Origin of the sequence: Ewingella sp. AOP9-I1-14 (assembly GCF_052375995.1) — a bacterium.
Taxonomy (GTDB): Bacteria; Pseudomonadota; Gammaproteobacteria; order Enterobacterales; family Enterobacteriaceae; genus Ewingella; species Ewingella allii.
Map to the genome: position 1 here is coordinate 1 of NZ_JBQSVA010000010.1, position 18,735 is coordinate 18,735.

Consider the following 18,735-nt stretch of genomic DNA (forward strand, 5'->3'; position numbering starts at 1 on the left):
AATTTCTGGCGTAGGTGAAAGAACCGGTGGAGCGGTAGTTCAGTTGGTTAGAATACCTGCCTGTCACGCAGGGGGTCGCGGGTTCGAGCCCCGTCCGTTCCGCCACTTATTTAAATTATGCCTGCTAATCTTAGCAGGCATAATGTTAAGCAGAATCTAGGGGCGTAGCTCAGTTGGTAGAGCACCGGTCTCCAAAACCGGGTGTCGCGAGTTCGAGTCTCTCCGCCCCTGCCATATAAAGGCCCTTTGCGAAAGCGAAGGGCTTTTTTTTTATGCTTTAAAAACCTACCAAACCTACCAAACCTACCAAACCTGCCAATATCTCCTCGCACTCACTTCTTATTTTGCTCACAGAATAGTCACAACCCGAATGTGAGACAGGCTTTTTCATCATTTATCTTTTAGTTTATGACGTAGTTTCAACCAATCTTTGGATGGAAAACCCTCAAATATGGTGAGTGTCTGGATCCCCAGAGTGGGATATTCGATCAATTTTGAAGGGATGAAAGAGTAGCGAAGTTAAGGAATTAAAGGCGCTTTAATGCTTTCAATGGCGCCAATGATGCCGAATAAAGTTATTGAAATTGATGCACTGAACGTTTACGGGAGAGCTTAAAGGTGCTGTGCTAAATCATCACAGGTGGGTCATTAAAGGCGTTTTGAGCAATTGACGAATCAACACCTGCTGATCGCTGCTTTGTAGCCACACGGCATATAGAGGCCGAATAACAGGAGGGATCTCATGGTAAGGCGACAATTGTGGGTACTCTTTTGCCCAATGTGTCGGCAGATAAGCACAGCCTCCGGTAGTCTCTAACAACTGGCGCGTCAGGTGTGCTGACGTGGTGGTTAGGACAGGTTCCTGCTCATTGGTCTGCATTTTGCTTTCTTGTTGCGTGAAATCTGCACCCCATTCCAAACGCACGTACGGCGCATGTTCGGTCTTGTCATGCTTGGCTGAAGCGAAAAGACGTAACGAGAAATTACCTAGCAGCTGGCTGGAAAGCTCATCCATCTTGGGTGGTTCTGTGGTGATGAGGAGATCTAGCTGTCTTTCATGCAGTTGCTTAACCAGCGAGTGTCGAAGTGCCACGCGCGCTTCGAGGCGCAATGCTTCACGTTGGGTATAAAGAGATTGCAACCAAGGCGTTAGATAGGCTTCCCAGAGCGAAGCCGTAGCCCCGATAGACAATTCTGTGTGCTGTAGAGAGCGTACAACCTCTTTTTTAGCCATTTGCCAGGTGGACATGAGGTTTTCAGCATACGGAAGTAAACGCTCGCCAGCGGGCGTTAAGCGAATGTTATTGCGATGGCGTGTGAATAAATTTGCCCCAAGCTGGGTCTCCAGTTGGCGGATGCGAAAACTGACTGCTGATTGCGTCAAATAGAGTGATTCAGCGGCTCTACCAAAGTGGCGCGTTCTACTCACCTCCAAAAAGGTTTTCAGTAATTCCGTATCCAAAACTATCTCCAATATTTTTTGTCGTTAAGATTTAAATGTTTTGTTTTACACATTGTCAAGCCTATCTAATACTCCGCGCCATAACAGCACGACCATGAGAGAATTAGGAGCGTGTCAGATGGCGGAAAGCTTCATCACGACAAATCGTTTTTTTGACAATAAACACTACCCTCGCGGGTTCTCCCGGCATGGCGATTTCACCATTAAAGAAGCGCAAATGCTAGAACGTTACGGCTTTGCTTTCAATGAGCTGGACTTGGGAAAACGCGAACCTGCAACCGAGGAAGAAAAGCTCTTTCTTGAGGTCTGCCGCGGCAGCCGTGATCCGGCAACCGAAGCGGAAAAAGTGTGGAATAAATACATTACTCGCACACGTCGCCCGAAGAAATTCCACACGTTGTCTGGCGGTAAGCCGCAAGCTGACGCCGTGGAAGATTACACGGAAAGCGATGATTAATGAAACGGGGCTTTGCCCCGTTTTTTTATGCCAGGCTTTTGTGTAACTTCAGCAGCAATCTATCCATACATCTGTAGCTTAGCGCTTCAGAGATATGGGCTTTCTCAATCATAGCCTGATTATTGAGATCGGCTATTGTTCTCGCCACTTTAAGAATGCGATGCCATGCCCGAACCGATAATCCTAGCTTGTGCAGCACCCCTTCCAGAAATTCAGCATCTTCCTTTTTAAGCTCACAAAATTTTTCTACTTCACTGCTACTCATGTGCGCATTGATTTTCCCTGCTCGGGCCAACTGGCGCTCACGGGCATCGATCACTCGCTCACGCACCTGTGCGCTGCTCTCTTTGGCGCGAGAGCCTAACCTTTGGCTTTGCAAACTCAAAACGCCCGGTGGCAGTAGCGGCACTTCAATCGATAAATCAAAACGGTCGAGAAAGGGGCCTGAAAGTCTGCTGAGATAACGAAGTACCTGTTGGGGGGGAGTACGGTTATGTACCCCTTGGTAATGGCCTGTAGGGCTAGGATTCATGGCGGCAATGAGCTGCGCTCTGGCGGGATAACGCACCTTAGCGCGGGCGCGGGAGATGGTGATCTCGCCTGACTCCATGGGTTGTCGCAGCGCATCGAGCACTTTGCGTTCGAACTCCGGCAGTTCATCAAGAAACAAAACACCATTGTGTGCCAACGAAATCTCGCCAGGGCGGGGCAAAGAGCCTCCGCCGACCAAAGCACTCATGGAGGTACTATGGTGGGGAGCGCGGAAAGGGCGGCTGCGTGAGAAATTCCCATTCTCTTCTGGGTTGTAGACCAGACTGGCTATTGCCGCTGTCTCCAAGGTTTCTTGATTGCTTAAGGGGGGAAGCAGTGCCGGCAGGCGGCTTGCCAGCATGGTTTTCCCAGTACCCGGCGGGCCAATCAGCAACAGGTTATGGCCACCGGCGGCGGCCACTTCTAAGGCTCGCTTGGATTGCTCCTGCCCAATGATGTCAGCAAGGTCGGGCTGATTCGCATAGATATCAGGGGGTTCGACGCGCTCGACGTCGCACAAATCCGCTTCCCCCTGTAAGAACGCGCAGACCTGCAGAAGATGATCGGCGACTTTGGCGATGCCCGTCTCCAGCAGAGACATCTCTTGGCGATTATCTTTGGGGAGGATTAACCGCCGGCCCTCTTTTTGAGCTTCCAAGGCAGCAGGGATAGCGCCATTTACGCCGCGTAACGCCCCTGAAAGCCCTAACTCCCCCACGAACTCATACTCATTCAACTTATCCCCTGAAAGCTGCTCAGAAGCGACGAGAATGGCTAGCGCGATGGATAAGTCATACCGGCCACCCTCCTTAGGCAAATCGGCGGGAGCCAGATTGACGGTGATGCGCTTGGCAGGAAAGGTAAACCCGCAGTTGATAATGGCGCTGCGAACTCGATCCCGCGCTTCTTTCACCGTCGTTTCTGGCAGCCCAACGAGCGTCAGGGCGGGTAGACCATTGCTGATATGAACCTCAACCGAAACGCCCGGAGCCTGCACGCCAAGCGAGGCTCGGGTGTGAACAACTGCTAATGCCATCAGCATCTCCCTGCGTCAAAGCCAAGTGAAGGACGCAGTATGTCGCAATCGACTGGCGAAGAATCAGGCGATGACTGACTCTCCAGCACAGCTCGAAATCATAATTTTCAGGGGGGAACTTGCAGGGGGAGAGTGCGAGGGGGATCGCAAATTGAGCAATAGCTGTTAACACTTTGCGGTATCTGGAAACAAATTAGCAAACTAATAATCTTGCTGGTTTTTGAATCAGAGTGTTTAATTTATTTGGATATTAACAATAAATAAACATTTCGTTTTCTTGTTTAACATTGCTTCAGCCTCATTGATTTGTTCCGGATACAGCAATGAGCGCCCCCTACACTTTTCCGGGATAGGAAACACACCATGTTCGGTTGGACCTCCAGACAGCGTAATGTCGCTATTGCCAGTTTTTTAAGTTGGACGCTCGACGCGTTCGATTTCTTCATTCTCGTCTTCTTACTCAGCGACATTGCTACGGCTTTTAGCGTGGATATCAAAGAGGTGACTCTTGCCATCTTGCTGACCCTCGCAGTGAGGCCGATAGGGGCATTGCTGTTCGGACGCGCGGCAGAGAAGTATGGCCGTAAGCCGATATTGATGATCAATATTGCCTTCTTCTCAGTCTTTGAACTCTGCACAGCGGCGGCGCCTTCGCTAACCGTTTTCTTAGTATTAAGAGTGATTTATGGCGTGGCGATGGGCGGTGTTTGGGGCGTGGCCTCTTCGCTGGCAATGGAAACCATCCCGGATCGCTCTCGCGGATTTATGTCGGGCGTCTTCCAGGCGGGCTATCCCTTTGGTTATCTGCTGGCCGCGGTAGTTTACGGGTTGTTCTCGAACGTGGTCGGCTGGAGAGGCATGTTCGTGATCGGCGCGGTGCCGATTTTCCTGCTGCCCTTCATCTGGTTTAAAGTTCAGGAATCGCCGGTATGGCTTGCCGCCAGAGAGCGCAAAGAGAGCACCGCTTTGCTGCCAGTGCTTAAATCTCACTGGAAGTTGTGCGTTTATCTGGTGGTGCTGATGGCCGCTTTCAACTTCTTCAGCCACGGGACTCAGGATCTCTATCCGTCCTTCCTGAAAATTCAGCACGGATTTGATGCCCACACGGTCAGCCTGATTGCGATTGGCTACACCATCGCTTCTATCATCGGCGGCATCTTCTTTGGTTCACTTTCCGAAAAAATAGGCCGAAAAAAAGCCATTATTATCGCGGCCTTACTGTCACTTCCGGTGATCCCGTTATGGGCGTTCTCCAGTGGCGTATGGACCATCGGTTTGGGCGCATTCTTGATGCAGTTGATGGTGCAGGGCGCGTGGGGCGTGGTGCCGAGTTACCTTACCGAACTGGTGCCAGCTAACACCCGCGCGGTCTTGCCCGGCTTTGTTTACCAACTGGGTAATCTGCTGGCGTCAGTCAACGCCACCTTGCAGGCCTACATTGCGGAAAGCAACGACCATAATTATGGTTTAGCGATGGCCGTTGTGGCCGGAACCGTGGCCATCGTCATTGCCGTGTTGGTTTCCTTCGGACGTGATACGCGCGGAAAAGTGCTCTCTGGTGAAATAAAATCATCTGGGGCGAAAGTTCATACGAATGCCTGATTTGATTAACTATTTTTGAGTTAATGGTAAGCAGGCTATAGGTAATAACCTAAGAAAAGTGTTGTCACATCACACCTGACTGTGATAACTCTGTAGGCAATCGTTCGTAAGAAGAATTTAAGAAACCAAAAAATGAAAGCCCTTCTCCTAGTAGTTAGCCTAGTCGTGATTAGCGTGGTGGTGATTATTATCCCACCGTGCGGGGCTGCACTTGGACGAAGAAAGGCTTATTAAACAAGCCTGAACCTGAAAAGAACCCCGCACCGAAAGGTCCGGGGTTTTTTTTTGGTCAGAGCAAAATTGAGGCGAGAATAGAAAATGAGCAACAGCATAAAATTCTGCGCAGAACCCAAAAAGGCAGGAGAATAACGATGACCGGAGCACAGTGGGTAGTACAAGCATTGCGCGCACAGGGGGTCGATATGGTTTTCGGCTACCCAGGCGGAGCAATTATGCCGGTATACGATGCATTGTATGACGGTGGCGTCGAACACCTACTGTGCCGACACGAGCAGGGCGCCGCCATGGCCGCCATTGGCTACGCGCGTTCAACCGGGAAAGTCGGCGTGTGTATCGCCACTTCCGGGCCTGGCGCAACGAATTTAATCACCGGCCTGGCTGACGCGTTGATGGATTCCGTTCCTCTGGTGGCGATCACCGGCCAGGTTAGCTCGGCGTTTATCGGTACTGATGCTTTTCAGGAAATCGACGTTTTAGGCTTGTCTCTCGCCTGCACCAAACACAGCTTTTTAGTTGAGTCGCTGGACGCTCTGCCGGAAATCATGGCTGACGCGTTTGCTATCGCAACCAGTGGCCGTCCAGGACCTGTTCTGATTGATATTCCTAAAGATATCCAGCTGGCGATGGGTGAATTACCGCCGCACTTGATACCGGTTGAAGAGCAGTTTGCGCATCCAATCGCCGAACTGCAACAGGCCTACGATATGATTGCCGCCGCGCAAAAACCGATGATGTACGTTGGCGGCGGCGTGGGCATCGCTCAGGCGGTTCCGGCGCTGCGTGATTTCATCGCCACCACCGGCATTCCTGCGGTCGCCACCCTTAAAGGTCTGGGCGCGCCAGATGCTAACGACCCGTGCTATCTGGGCATGTTAGGCATGCATGGCACCAAAGCCGCCAATCTTGCCGTACAAGAATGCGACTTGCTGATCGCCGTCGGCGCCCGTTTCGACGACCGCGTTACCGGCAAATTAAACACCTTCGCGCCACACGCCGCCGTTATCCATATGGATATCGACCCTGCCGAGATGAACAAATTGCGTCAGGCCCACGTGGCATTGCAGGGCGATTTGAAAACCTTGCTGCCCGCCTTGAAGCAGCCGCTGTCTATCCACAGCTGGCGCGATCGCGTGATGACGCTGAAAGTGCAGGGCGAGCCTCGCTACGACCATCCTGGCGATGCCATCTTTGCGCCGCTGTTGCTCAAGCAGATCTCCGAGCGTAAATCGGCGGAAACCGTCGTCACCACCGACGTCGGTCAGCACCAAATGTGGACGGCGCAGCACATGCAGTTCAGCCGCCCGGAAAACTTCATCACTTCCAGTGGCTTGGGCACCATGGGCTTCGGTATCCCCGCGGCGGTTGGCGCGCAGGTTGCTCGCCCGAACGACATGGTTATCTGCGTTTCTGGCGACGGCTCATTCATGATGAACGTTCAGGAGCTGGGCACCATCAAGCGAAAACAGTTGCCGTTAAAGATCCTGCTGTTGGATAACCAGCGTTTAGGCATGGTTCGACAGTGGCAGGAGCTGTTCTTTGATGGACGTTATAGCGAAACCAACCTCTCTGATAACCCCGATTTTGTCACGCTGGCCAGCGCGTTTGATATCCCAGGCCAACGTATCAGCCGTAAAGATCAAGTCGACGCCGCCCTGGACGCTTTCTTCAATAGTGAAGGTCCTTATTTGCTTCAGGTTTCCATCGACGAAAGCCAGAACGTCTGGCCACTGGTGCCGCCAGGCGCAGGCAACGAAAATATGTTGGAGAAAATGTCATGATGCAGCATAACGTCTCAATTCAAGCTCGCTTCCGCCCTGAAATGTTAGAACGGGTTTTACGCGTTGTTCGCCACCGTGGTTTTCAGGTGTGCGCGATGAATATGACCCCTATGATAAATGCGGAAAACATAAATATTGAATTGACCGTTGCCAGCCAGCGGTCTGTAGATTTACTGTCTTCACAGTTACGCAAATTGATGGATGTCGCCTGCGTCGAGATCCAACAGCACACATCACAACAAATACGCGCCAACGCGTAAGTTAAGGAAAGAGAGAATGACGAAGAAAGCTGATTTCATTTGGTTCAATGGCGAGATGGTTCCTTGGGCGGAAGCGAAAGTACACGTAATGTCACACGCACTGCATTACGGCACCTCGGTCTTCGAGGGCGTTCGTTGCTACGACTCCCACAAAGGCCCAGTGGTGTTCCGTCACCGTGAACACATGCAGCGCCTGCGTGACTCAGCCAAGATCTACCGTATGCCAGTCAGCCAAAGCGTTGATGAGCTGATGGAAGCCTGTCGCGAAACCCTGCGTACCAACAAGCTGGTGAGCGCATATATCCGTCCGCTGGTGTTCATCGGCGACGTCGGCATGGGTGTAAACCCGCCAGATGGTTACAAAACTGATGTGATCATCGCTGCGTTCCCTTGGGGCGCCTATCTGGGTGAAGAAGCCCTGGAGCAAGGTATCGATGCGATGGTTTCTTCATGGAACCGCGTAGCAGCTAACACCATCCCAACTGCCGCGAAAGCGGGCGGTAACTATCTTTCTTCCCTGTTGGTCGGTAGCGAAGCTCGCCGCCACGGCTATCAGGAAGGCATCGCGCTGGATGTTCACGGTTATGTTTCCGAAGGCGCGGGCGAAAACCTGTTTGAAGTTAAAGACGGCATTATCTTCACGCCGCCATTCACCTCTTCTGCACTACCGGGCATCACCCGCGATGCCATCATCAAGCTGGCGAAAGACATGGGTCTGGAAGTGCGTGAGCAAGTGCTGTCTCGCGAATCTCTGTATCTGGCTGATGAAGTCTTTATGTCCGGCACCGCGGCTGAAATCACCCCAGTTCGCAGCGTTGACGGCATCCAAGTGGGTATCGGCAAACGTGGTCCAGTGACCAAACAAATCCAGGATGCATTCTTCGGCCTGTTCACCGGCAAAACCGAAGACAAATGGGGCTGGTTGGATCCAATCAACCCACAATAATTTTACCCGTCACCCTTCGGGCGGCCTCTGCGTTGGTCGCTTTGATGCAGCCCGAATGATTGAGGGTAAATAAGAAATACGGCAGGTGGCGATCGCGTCACCTGCACATTGACTTGATTTGGAGTGAATAGAGCATGCCTAAGTACCGTTCCGCTACCACCACTCACGGCCGTAACATGGCTGGCGCCCGCGCTTTATGGCGTGCCACCGGCATGACCGATGACGATTTCGGTAAGCCAATTATTGCCGTTGTAAACTCCTTTACCCAGTTCGTACCGGGCCACGTGCACCTGCGCGACTTGGGTAAACTGGTTGCCGAACAAATCGAAGCCTCCGGCGGTGTTGCTAAAGAGTTCAACACGATCGCCGTCGATGACGGTATTGCCATGGGTCATGGCGGCATGCTGTATTCACTGCCTTCGCGCGAGTTGATTGCCGACTCGGTGGAATACATGGTTAACGCGCACTGCGCCGACGCCATGGTGTGTATTTCCAACTGCGACAAAATCACCCCGGGAATGCTGATGGCGTCTCTGCGCCTTAACATTCCGGTTATCTTTGTTTCCGGCGGCCCGATGGAAGCCGGTAAAACCAAGCTTTCCGACAAAATCATCAAGCTCGACTTGGTTGACGCCATGATTCAGGGCGCGAACCCGAACGTCAGCGATGCCGACAGTGAGCAAATCGAACGTTCAGCCTGTCCGACCTGCGGCTCTTGTTCCGGCATGTTCACCGCCAACTCCATGAACTGTCTGACCGAAGCTCTGGGCCTGTCCCAGCCGGGTAACGGTTCACTGTTGGCGACCCACGCTGATCGTAAAGAGCTGTTCCTGACCGCCGGTCAACGCATTGTTGAACTGACCAAACGTTATTACGAAAAAGACGATGAGACAGCCTTGCCGCGCAGCATTGCCAGCAAAGCCGCCTTCGAAAACGCCATGACGCTGGATATCGCGATGGGCGGCTCGACTAACACCGTTCTGCACCTGTTGGCTGCGGCGCAGGAAGGCGAGATTGAGTTCGACATGACCGACATCGATCGCCTGTCTCGCAAAGTCCCGCATCTTTGCAAAGTGGCACCAAGCACCCAGAAATACCATATGGAAGACGTTCACCGCGCGGGCGGCGTGTTGGCTATTCTTGGCGAACTGGACCGCGCAGGCCTGCTGCATCGCGATGTGAAAAACATCCTCGGCCTGACGCTGCCGGAGACCTTGGATAAGTACGACATCATGCTGACCAAAGACGAAGCGGTGAAAAAAATGTTCCGCGCAGGACCGGCGGGCATTCGCACCACGCAGGCGTTCTCGCAGGATTGCCGCTGGGACACGCTGGATGATGACCGCGCGGAAGGCTGTATCCGTTCTCTGGAACATGCGTTCAGCAAAGACGGCGGACTGGCCGTGCTGTACGGCAACTTGGCCGAGGCGGGCAGTATTGTTAAGACGGCGGGCGTGGATAAATCGAACCTGACCTTCCGTGGTCCGGCAAAAGTGTATGAAAGCCAGGACACGGCGGTTGAAGCGATTCTCGGCGGCAAAGTGGTGTCTGGCGACGTGGTGGTGATTCGCTACGAAGGGCCGAAAGGCGGGCCGGGCATGCAAGAGATGCTTTACCCAACCACTTATCTGAAATCGATGGGTCTGGGTAAAGAGTGTGCGCTGATCACCGACGGTCGCTTCTCCGGGGGTACTTCAGGTCTGTCCATCGGCCACGTTTCTCCGGAAGCGGGCAGCGGCGGCCTGATTGCGCTGGTGAAAGATGGCGACATGATTGATATCGACATTCCAAACCGCAGCATGGTGCTGGATGTTCCAGCCGCCGAACTGGCTGCGCGCCATGAAGCTGAATTGGCCCGTGGCGATCAGGCGTGGACTCCACACGGCCGTGAGCGCGTGGTCTCCTTCGCGCTGCGCGCTTATGCCAGCCTGGCAACCAGCGCCGACAAAGGCGCAGTGCGTGACAAGAGTAAGCTGGGAGGCTAACGGTCATGGCGGTATCACAACCCCTATCCGACCAGCCGGGAGGCGCGGAGTATCTCCGCGCCGTACTGCGCGCGCCGGTTTACGAAGTGGCGCAGGTCACGCCACTGCAGGTGATGGAGAAAATCTCCTCCCGCCTGAACAACACCATTCTGGTTAAACGCGAAGATCGTCAGGCTGTGCACAGTTTCAAGCTGCGCGGCGCCTATTCGATGATAGCGAGCTTGACTGAAGAGCAGGCTGCTCGCGGCGTGATCACGGCCTCGGCCGGCAACCACGCGCAGGGCGTTGCGCTTTCAGCCAGCAAAAAAGGCATTAAATCCCTTATCGTCATGCCAGTGGCGACCGCCGACATCAAAGTGGATGCCGTGCGTAATTTTGGCGGCGAAGTGCTGCTGCACGGCGCTAATTTTGACGAAGCGAAGGCCAAAGCTGTTGAGCTTTCTCAGCAGCAGGGCATGACCTTCGTCCCGCCATTCGACCATCCGGCGGTTATCGCCGGGCAGGGCACCTTGGCGATGGAGCTGCTCCAGCAAGATGCTCATCTGGACCGGGTATTTGTCCCTGTTGGCGGCGGCGGTCTGGCGGCGGGCGTGGCGGTGCTGATTAAACAGCTGATGCCGCAAATTCAGGTGATTGGTGTCGAAGCTGAAGATTCCGCCTGCCTGCGCGCCGCGCTGGATGCTGGCGAGCCGGTGGACTTGGCGCGCGTCGGGCTGTTTGCTGAAGGCGTGGCCGTTAAGCGCATCGGCAACGAAACCTTCCGTCTGTGTCGCGAGTATTTAGACGACGTGATCACCGTCGACAGCGACGCGATTTGCGCCGCGGTCAAAGATTTGTTCGAAGACGTCCGCGCCATCGCCGAGCCTTCTGGCGCACTGGCCTTGGCCGGGCTGAAGAAATACGTCCAACAACATAATATTCAGGGGGAACGGCTGGCGCATGTCCTTTCTGGCGCCAACGTGAACTTCCATGGTTTGCGTTATGTTTCAGAGCGTTGTGAGCTTGGCGAGCAGCGAGAAGCCTTGCTGGCCGTGACCATCCCTGAGCAAAAAGGCAGCTTCTTGAAGTTCTGCCAGCTGCTCGGCGGGCGCTCGGTCACCGAGTTCAACTATCGCTACGCCGACGACAAGGATGCCTGCATCTTTGTGGGTGTGCGCCTAACGCGTGGCAATGTCGAACGCAAAGAGATCATCGACGAGCTGCACCACGGCGGGTATCAGGTCGTTGATCTCTCCGACGATGAAATGGCGAAACTGCACGTCCGCTATATGGTTGGCGGCCGCCCGAGCAAGCCTCTGCGCGAAAGGCTTTACAGCTTTGAGTTCCCGGAATCGCCGGGCGCGTTGCTGAAATTCCTGCAAACCTTAGGCACGCACTGGAATATTTCGCTGTTCCACTATCGCAGCCATGGCACAGATTTTGGTCGCGTTTTGGCCGCTTTTGAACTGACCGAGCAAGAGCCGGAGTTTGAAAAAAATCTTTCCGCGTTGGGCTATGACTGCCACAACGAAAGTGAAAACCCGGCCTTCCGTTTCTTCTTGGCGGGCTAGAAAATCAAAGGGCCTTTTGGCCCTTTTTATTTGTCCTTTTTCTGTCGCAAAACAGGTTTATAACAGTTGCCAGAAGGCGTCGATGAGCGGCTCCTTAAGACGCTTCTTCTGTACGCACACGCCTAGCTCTAAGGGTGAGCCAAGCGTCACATTTTCCAGCACGGTAATGCGGTTTCTCACCGGTTCGGGGCTATTCTCTAGCACTACGTCAGGCAGCAGGGCAATGCCGCAGCCGAGGGCAACCATTGAGACGATGGCTTCGTGGCCGGACACTGTGGCATAAATGAGTGGGTTTATCAGGCGATTACGTTTAAACCAAATGTCGATTCGCTTACGCGCCGGGCCGTGCTCCGGCAGGATAAACGGGATTTGCGACCAATCCGGATGAGGCTCGCTGGTTTGATTTCGCACCGCGCAGGGTAATGACGGGGCGATGAGGATCATCGGGATTTCGCCAATTTGGATGAAATCGACGCTGGATGGCAGGTTTTCTGGATGCCCGGCGATACCCAAGTCGGCTTCGGCAGACTGCACTTTCTCGACCGCGTCTGCGGCGTCGCCGGTGGTGAGTTTGATTTCTACCAACGGATGCTGGGCGCGGAATCGATCAAGGATAGGCGGCAGATGGCTATATGCCGCCGTCACGGAACAAAAGAGTCGCAACTCGCCACTCAACGAGGGCCCGTGCTGGTCGAGCGAGTGACGCAGCTGCTGGTACTGCAACAACGTCTGCTGAGCAAAGTTTCGAAGCTGCTCCCCCGCGCTGGTCAATTGTACCGTGCGGTTATCACGTTGAAACAGCGGCTGGCCCAGCTCTTCCTCCAGGCGCTGAATCTGGCGAGAAAGGGTCGAGGGGCTGACATGCATTGCCTTGGACGAACGCCCAAAATGGCGGCTTTCGGCCAGATGTAAAAAGAGTTTGAGATCGCGAAGATCCATGCGCGGTTTCCCCAATGTGAGTCGGAACAGCATGTTGCATATTCTGCAACGTCATCTTCTCAATATATCAATTTAAGCAACACAGTACATAACATATAGTAATTTCATCGCGTTCACCCAAAACCGGTGAACCACACATAACAACATCCTCAGAGAAAGAACGGAGTATTACGATGGCTAACTATTTCAACACCTTGAACCTGCGCCAGCAGTTAGAACAATTGGGCAAATGCCGCTTTATGGGTCGCGACGAATTCGCTGATGAAGCGAGCTACCTGAAGGGTAAAAAAGTCGTGATTGTGGGTTGTGGCGCGCAGGGCCTTAACCAAGGTTTGAACATGCGTGACTCCGGTCTGGATGTTTCTTACACCTTACGTGCTGAAGCTATCGCAGAAAAACGCGCATCATGGCGTAAAGCGACAGAAAACGGCTTCAAAGTAGGGACTTATGAAGAGCTGATCCCACAGGCGGACTTGGTTATTAACTTGACGCCAGACAAACAGCACAGCTCCGTTGTTAAAGCCGTTCAGCCCCTGATGAAAGATGGCGCAACTCTGGGTTACTCCCACGGCTTCAACATCGTTGAAGTTGGCGAGCAAATTCGTAAAGACATCACCGTCGTGATGGTTGCTCCAAAATGTCCGGGTACCGAAGTGCGTGAAGAGTACAAACGCGGTTTCGGCGTTCCAACTCTGATTGCCGTTCACCCAGAAAACGACCCGAAAGGCGAGGGTATGGCTATTGCGAAAGCATGGGCTGCGGCAACTGGCGGTCACCGTGCGGGCGTTCTGCAATCTTCTTTCGTTGCGGAAGTTAAATCTGACCTGATGGGCGAGCAAACCATTCTGTGCGGCATGTTGCAGGCCGGTTCTCTGCTGTGCTTCGACAAATTAGTCGCTGACGGCGTTGATGAAGCTTACGCAGAAAAACTGCTGCAATTCGGCTGGGAAACCGTGACCGAAGCCCTGAAGCAAGGCGGTATTACGCTGATGATGGACCGTCTGTCCAACCCGGCTAAACTGCGTGCTTACGCGCTGTCAGAGCAGCTGAAAGGCATTATGGCTCCACTGTTCCAGAAGCACATGGACGACATCATCTCCGGCGAATTCTCTAGCGGCATGATGGCTGACTGGGCTAACGACGATAAGAAATTGCTGACCTGGCGTGAAGAGACTGGCGCGACGGCATTCGAAAACGCACCACAGTTTGAAGGCAAAATCGCTGAGCAAGAGTACTTCGACAACGGCGTTCTGATGATCGCTATGGTTAAAGCAGGCGTTGAGCTGGCATTCGAAACCATGGTGGCTGCTGGTATCATCGAAGAGTCTGCTTACTACGAATCTCTGCACGAGCTGCCGCTGATTGCTAACACCATCGCGCGTAAACGCCTGTATGAAATGAACGTGGTTATCTCTGACACCGCTGAGTACGGCAACTACCTGTTCGCTAACGCCGCAGTGCCATTGCTGAAAGAGTTCATGACGACGCTGCAAGCTGGCGATTTGGGTAAATCTGTTGCAGGCACCAACGTTGATAACGCGCAGCTGCGTGATGTTAACGAAGCCATTCGCAATCACCCAATCGAAGCTGTGGGTCATAAGCTGCGTGGGTATATGACGGATATGAAGCGTATCGCCGTCGCAAGCTAATCCCCTTCGTACTTCGAACTACAGATGCGTTGGCTGCACTTGGTCACCCGAATCACTTACTTGAGTAAGCTCATCGGGATTCCCTCATTTGCCGCCTTCCTGTAGCTCGAATTACTCGGGTCTTCAGGCTGTCCGCAACTCGAATGATTTTGGATATCCCAGTGTTAGAGCGGGTACTGCATTAAAAAAAGGGCACTGCATGAAAATGCGGTGCCCTTTCTTTTTACTGCGCCGAAACGAAAACTCAGTTGCGGTACAGGATCTTAATGATGTGGTAGCCGAACTGGGTGTGCAGCGGGCCTTGTGGCTCGATCAGTGGAGCGGAAAATACCACTTTATCGAAAGCCGGGACCATTGCGCCCTGTTTGAACTCGCCTAAGTGGCCGCCTTTTTTGCCTGACGGGCAAGTCGAGTGTTTCTTAGCCAGCTTCTCGAAATCGCCACCGTTTTTCAACTGGGCCAGAATTTCTTGTGCTTGAGCTTCTTCCTTCACGAGGATGTGCATTGCTGCGGCAGTTTTCGCCATGATAAGACCTTTTTACGAGAGAGTTTCCAGAGGCGTAATGTAACACCTGCAAGCGGCCAAGTGGAATCCAGCCTGTGTTCCATAGATGCAAATTGGGCGCTAAAGCCAGTCAATCTCAGCTTCTCTTTCTGCTACAATCGCCCTCCTTGTCCATCAAGTGAGCAAAAAACAGGTCATGCGATTAAACCCTAGTCAACAACACGCCGTCGAATTCGTAACCGGACCTTGCTTGGTTCTGGCCGGCGCTGGTTCCGGTAAAACCAGGGTGATCACCAATAAAATCGCACACTTGATCCGTCAATGTGGGTATCAGGCACGTCATATTGCCGCCGTAACCTTTACCAATAAAGCCGCGCGTGAGATGAAAGAGCGCGTAGCGCAAACGCTGGGTCGTAAAGAAGCGCGCGGGTTGATGATTTCAACCTTCCACACCTTGGGTCTGGAGATCATCAAAAAGGAATATGCCGCGCTCGGCATGAAATCTAATTTCTCCCTGTTTGATGACCAAGACCAGTTAGCGCTGCTCAAGGAGCTGAGCGAGAAGTGGCTGGAGCAAGATAAAACGCTGCTGCAACAGCTGATCTCGACGATCTCCAACTGGAAGAACGATCTGGTTGATCCAGCGCGCGCCGCCGATCTGGCGCGATCGGAGCGCGACAAGATCTTCGCGCTCTGCTATAGCCTTTATCACGACCACATGCGCGCCTGTAATATTCTCGATTTTGATGATTTGATTCTGCTGCCGACCTTACTGCTGCAACGCAATGAAGAGGTGCGGGAACGCTGGCAGAACAAGCTGCGCTACCTGCTGGTGGATGAATATCAGGACACCAACACCAGCCAGTACATGATGGTGAAATTGCTGGTGGGCAGTCGCGCGCGCTTCACCGTGGTGGGGGATGATGACCAGTCGATTTACTCCTGGCGCGGCGCCCGTCCACAGAATCTGGTGCTGCTCAAAGAGGACTTCCCTGCGCTGCAAGTGATCAAGCTGGAACAGAACTACCGCTCGTCGCAACGCATTCTCAAAGCCGCCAACATCCTGATTGCCAATAACCCACACGTGTTTGAGAAGCGTCTGTTCTCCGAGCTGGGCTATGGCGAAGCACTCAAAGTCATCACTGCCAATAACGAAGATCACGAGGCGGAAAGGGTGGCGGGCGAGCTAATTGCCCATCACTTCATGAATAAGACTGACTATGGTGACTACGCCATTCTGTACCGTGGCAACCACCAGTCGCGGCTGTTTGAAAAGATGCTGATGCAAAACCGCATTCCTTATCGCATCTCCGGCGGCACGTCATTCTTCTCGCGGCCTGAAATTAAAGACCTGCTGGCCTATTTACGCGTGCTGACCAACCCTGACGATGACAGCGCGTTCTTGCGCATTGTGAACACGCCGCGCCGTGAGATTGGTGCGGCAACACTGCAAAAGCTGGGGGAGTGGGCAAATCAGCGCAATAAAGGCTTATTCAAAGCCAGCTTCGACATGGGATTAAGCCAATATCTCACCGGCCGCGGGCTGGAGTCATTGCAGCGCTTCACCCATTGGATGGGAACCATCGCTGACCGTGTTGAGAGAGAGCCGGTGGCCGCCGTGCGCGACTTAATCCACGGCGTGGATTATGAAAGCTGGCTGTTTGAAACCTCGCCAAGCCCGAAAGCCGCAGAAATGCGCATGAAAAACGTTAACCAGCTCTTTAGCTGGATGACGGAAATGCTCGAAGGCACCGATCTCGACGAGCCGATGACGCTAACTCAGGTGGTGACGCGCTTTACCCTGCGAGACATGATGGAGCGCGGCGAAAGTGATGAAGAACTGGATCAGGTTCAACTGATGACCCTCCATGCCTCGAAAGGTCTGGAATTCCCCTACGTCTTTTTGGTCGGGATGGAGGAGGGGCTGCTGCCTCACCAGAGCAGCATCGATGAAGACAATGTTGATGAAGAGCGCCGCCTTGCCTATGTGGGGATCACCCGCGCGCAGAAAGAGCTGATCTTCACTTTGTGCCGCGAACGCCGTCAGTACGGCGAGCTGATCCGCCCCGAGCCGAGCCGTTTCCTGCTGGAGCTTCCGCAGGATGACCTTGAGTGGGAAACCGAGCGTAAAGTGGTGAGTGCGCAGGAGCGCATGGTCAAAGGGCAGAGCCACCTGGAGAAGATCCGCGCTCAGCTGGCAAACGCCAAAAAATAGCAGCTCGCAAAACAGCAACAAAAAAGGCGACCTGGGTCGCCTTTACTATTTTACGTCACTTCAGAGCCAATCAGACAGCTGGCTTACCACTCTCTTCGATGAACAACGGCCAGTGGGCGTAACTCTGCCAATGGCTCTCCTGCTCTAACTCTTCTGCGCGCAGTGGATGCTGCTCCAGCCAACCATGAGGGACAATCACGTTCAAATCGTCCTCGTTGGCGCGCAGGCGCACGGCCGGAAGCGTGTCATCGCGACGACGGCTGGCAAAGATAATCGCCAGTCGCAAGATGCGACATAAACGCTGGGCCTGGCGCGGCGGTACGGCGTTTTGCTGGCTGAGCAGAGGCAAATCTAATGCCTGACTCTGGTTCTGCAACAGCGTTGCCAGCAGCTTTTTCTGGGCGGGAGTAAAGCCCGGTAAATCCAAATGGCGAATTAAATACGCGGCATGATGCGGAGCTTGCCTGAAGTCGACGCTGAGGCCAATTTCATGGATCAGGCAGGCGCTGTTCAACAGCTCCCGAGCACGGGCATCCAACTGCCAGCCACTGGCGACTTGCAGCGAGAAGTTCTCCGCCAGTTGCGCGACGCGGTTAGCCTGTTCACTGTCTAGCAGATAGCGACGCTGGAGGTTGCGTAAGGTGCGCTGGCGAATATCTTGCTCGATAGGCAAGTGCAGCATGCCATACACCAAACCTTCGCGAAGCGCGCCGCCAGCAAGGGTCATGGTTTCGATATTGAGAGCTTTGAAGATGGCGATAAGAATCGACAGGCCGCTTGGGAAAACCAGAGCACGTTCCAGCGTTAAGCCTTCAATCTCTAGCTCTTCGAGCTTGCCGCAGAGGATAGCGCGCTGTTTCAGCTGTTGCAGCTTGGCGAGGGTGATGCGTTCATCCATGCCCTGAGCCACCATGATTTCCTGCAGCGCCTGAACGGTGCCTGACGCGCCAACACAAATCTGCCAGCCATTGGCCAATAGCCGAGGTGCAACCGGGGTGATCATATCGAGCGCGGCTTGTTCCGCTTTGTCGAAATTCTCTTTACCCAGATTACGATCGCCAAAGTAGCGTTCAAGCCAAGTGACGCAGCCCATCGACAAGCTGATGAGCGCCGTGGCCTGTGCGCCAGTTCCGGTGACTAATTCCGTGCTGCCGCCGCCGATATCAACCACTAAACGCTGATCGGGACCGCCGGTGGTGTGTGCCACGCCGTGATAAATCAGGCGAGCTTCTTCTTCGCCAGCAATAACCTGAACCGGACAACCGAGGATTTCCTGCGCTTTTTGCAAGAATTCATCGGCGTTACTGGCTAAACGCAAGGTTGCCGTGGCGACCACGCGAATTTGATCTCGAGGGATATCCTGCAGGCGCTCTGAAAACAGCTTCAGACATTGCCAGCCGCGCTGCATGGCTTCCTGAGAAAGCAGGTTGTCTTTATCAAGGCCGGCGGCCAGACGGACTTTGCGTTTTATCTTCGCCAGCGTCTGAATGCTGCCTGCCACCTCACGGACAACCAGCATGTGAAAGCTGTTCGAGCCTAAATCGATTGCGGCATATAATGAGGTGGAGCTCAGCATAGTA

15 protein-coding genes and 2 tRNA genes are annotated in these 18,735 nt (G+C 53.7%); 12 read left to right on the forward strand and 5 right to left on the reverse strand.

Features of this window, described 5'->3' with window-relative positions:
- Positions 1–28 precede the first annotated feature (28 nt).
- Positions 29–105, forward strand: a tRNA-Asp gene (locus tag ACT3RT_RS20190).
- 53 nt (positions 106–158) lie between these two features.
- Positions 159–234: transfer RNA gene (locus ACT3RT_RS20195), tRNA-Trp, on the forward strand.
- Positions 235–634: 400 nt separating this feature from the next.
- Here the strand turns inward: ACT3RT_RS20195 and hdfR are convergent.
- Entirely contained in the window at positions 635–1,462 is an 828-nt protein-coding gene (gene hdfR / locus ACT3RT_RS20200) for an HTH-type transcriptional regulator HdfR (RefSeq protein WP_353504353.1), read from the reverse strand.
- A gap of 118 nt (positions 1,463–1,580) precedes the next feature.
- On the opposite strand from hdfR, the gene ACT3RT_RS20205 reads away from it, so the two are divergent.
- Complete coding sequence (locus ACT3RT_RS20205) at positions 1,581–1,919, forward strand: MaoP family protein (protein ID WP_034794706.1); 339 nt, start codon at positions 1,581–1,583, stop codon at positions 1,917–1,919.
- 25 nt (positions 1,920–1,944) lie between these two features.
- Here the strand turns inward: ACT3RT_RS20205 and ACT3RT_RS20210 are convergent, their stop codons facing one another.
- Entirely contained in the window at positions 1,945–3,486 is a 1,542-nt protein-coding gene (locus ACT3RT_RS20210; protein WP_496203633.1) for a YifB family Mg chelatase-like AAA ATPase, read from the reverse strand.
- Positions 3,487–3,849: 363 nt separating this feature from the next.
- On the opposite strand from ACT3RT_RS20210, the gene ACT3RT_RS20215 reads away from it, so the two are divergent.
- From ACT3RT_RS20215 to ilvA, 7 genes are all read left to right on the forward strand, one after another.
- Positions 3,850–5,088: an MFS transporter gene (locus tag ACT3RT_RS20215; RefSeq protein WP_353504355.1), complete on the forward strand. Its 1,239-nt coding sequence runs from the start codon at positions 3,850–3,852 to the stop codon at positions 5,086–5,088.
- Positions 5,089–5,220: 132 nt separating this feature from the next.
- Entirely contained in the window at positions 5,221–5,322 is a 102-nt protein-coding gene (gene ilvL, locus ACT3RT_RS20220) for an ilv operon leader peptide (RefSeq protein ID WP_015699153.1), read from the forward strand.
- 137 nt (positions 5,323–5,459) lie between these two features.
- Positions 5,460–7,106: an acetolactate synthase 2 catalytic subunit gene (ilvG, locus tag ACT3RT_RS20225; protein ID WP_485903868.1), complete on the forward strand. Its 1,647-nt coding sequence runs from the start codon at positions 5,460–5,462 to the stop codon at positions 7,104–7,106.
- Entirely contained in the window at positions 7,103–7,366 is a 264-nt protein-coding gene (gene ilvM, locus ACT3RT_RS20230; RefSeq protein ID WP_034794713.1) for an acetolactate synthase 2 small subunit, read from the forward strand. The genes ilvG and ilvM overlap by 4 nt, the downstream gene beginning before the upstream one ends.
- Before the next feature lie 16 nt (positions 7,367–7,382).
- Positions 7,383–8,312 (forward strand): branched-chain amino acid transaminase, encoded by a 930-nt coding sequence (locus ACT3RT_RS20235; protein ID WP_486033807.1) that lies wholly within the window; start codon positions 7,383–7,385, stop codon positions 8,310–8,312.
- Positions 8,313–8,446: 134 nt separating this feature from the next.
- A complete protein-coding gene (gene ilvD, locus ACT3RT_RS20240; RefSeq protein WP_353504357.1) occupies positions 8,447–10,297 on the forward strand; it encodes a dihydroxy-acid dehydratase in 1,851 nt (616 codons plus the stop codon).
- 5 nt (positions 10,298–10,302) lie between these two features.
- Positions 10,303–11,847 carry a threonine ammonia-lyase, biosynthetic gene (ilvA, locus tag ACT3RT_RS20245; protein ID WP_353504358.1) on the forward strand — a complete coding sequence of 515 codons (1,545 nt, stop codon included), beginning with the start codon at positions 10,303–10,305 and terminating at the stop codon, positions 11,845–11,847.
- Positions 11,848–11,904: 57 nt separating this feature from the next.
- On the opposite strand, the gene ilvY is transcribed toward ilvA, so the two are convergent.
- A complete protein-coding gene (gene ilvY / locus ACT3RT_RS20250; protein WP_353504359.1) occupies positions 11,905–12,786 on the reverse strand; it encodes an HTH-type transcriptional activator IlvY in 882 nt (293 codons plus the stop codon).
- A 173-nt stretch (positions 12,787–12,959) separates the two neighbouring features.
- On the opposite strand from ilvY, the gene ilvC reads away from it, so the two are divergent.
- The gene (gene ilvC, locus ACT3RT_RS20255; RefSeq protein ID WP_485903871.1) at positions 12,960–14,435 is read left to right on the forward strand and encodes a ketol-acid reductoisomerase; all 1,476 of its coding nucleotides are present in this window, start codon (positions 12,960–12,962) and stop codon (positions 14,433–14,435) included.
- 244 nt (positions 14,436–14,679) lie between these two features.
- On the opposite strand, the gene ppiC is transcribed toward ilvC, so the two are convergent.
- Positions 14,680–14,961 (reverse strand): peptidylprolyl isomerase PpiC, encoded by a 282-nt coding sequence (gene ppiC / locus ACT3RT_RS20260; RefSeq protein ID WP_154148082.1) that lies wholly within the window; start codon positions 14,959–14,961, stop codon positions 14,680–14,682.
- A 175-nt stretch (positions 14,962–15,136) separates the two neighbouring features.
- Here ppiC and rep point away from each other — a divergent pair, with 175 nt between their 5' ends.
- On the forward strand, positions 15,137–17,155 hold the full coding sequence (gene rep, locus ACT3RT_RS20265; RefSeq protein ID WP_353504361.1) for a DNA helicase Rep: 2,019 nt from the start codon (positions 15,137–15,139) through the stop codon (positions 17,153–17,155).
- Between the two features lie 70 nt (positions 17,156–17,225).
- Here the strand turns inward: rep and gppA are convergent, their stop codons facing one another.
- Positions 17,226–18,731, reverse strand: coding sequence for a guanosine-5'-triphosphate,3'-diphosphate diphosphatase (gene gppA, locus ACT3RT_RS20270; protein WP_353504362.1), 1,506 nt, complete (start codon positions 18,729–18,731; stop codon positions 17,226–17,228).
- Positions 18,732–18,735 lie beyond the last annotated feature (4 nt).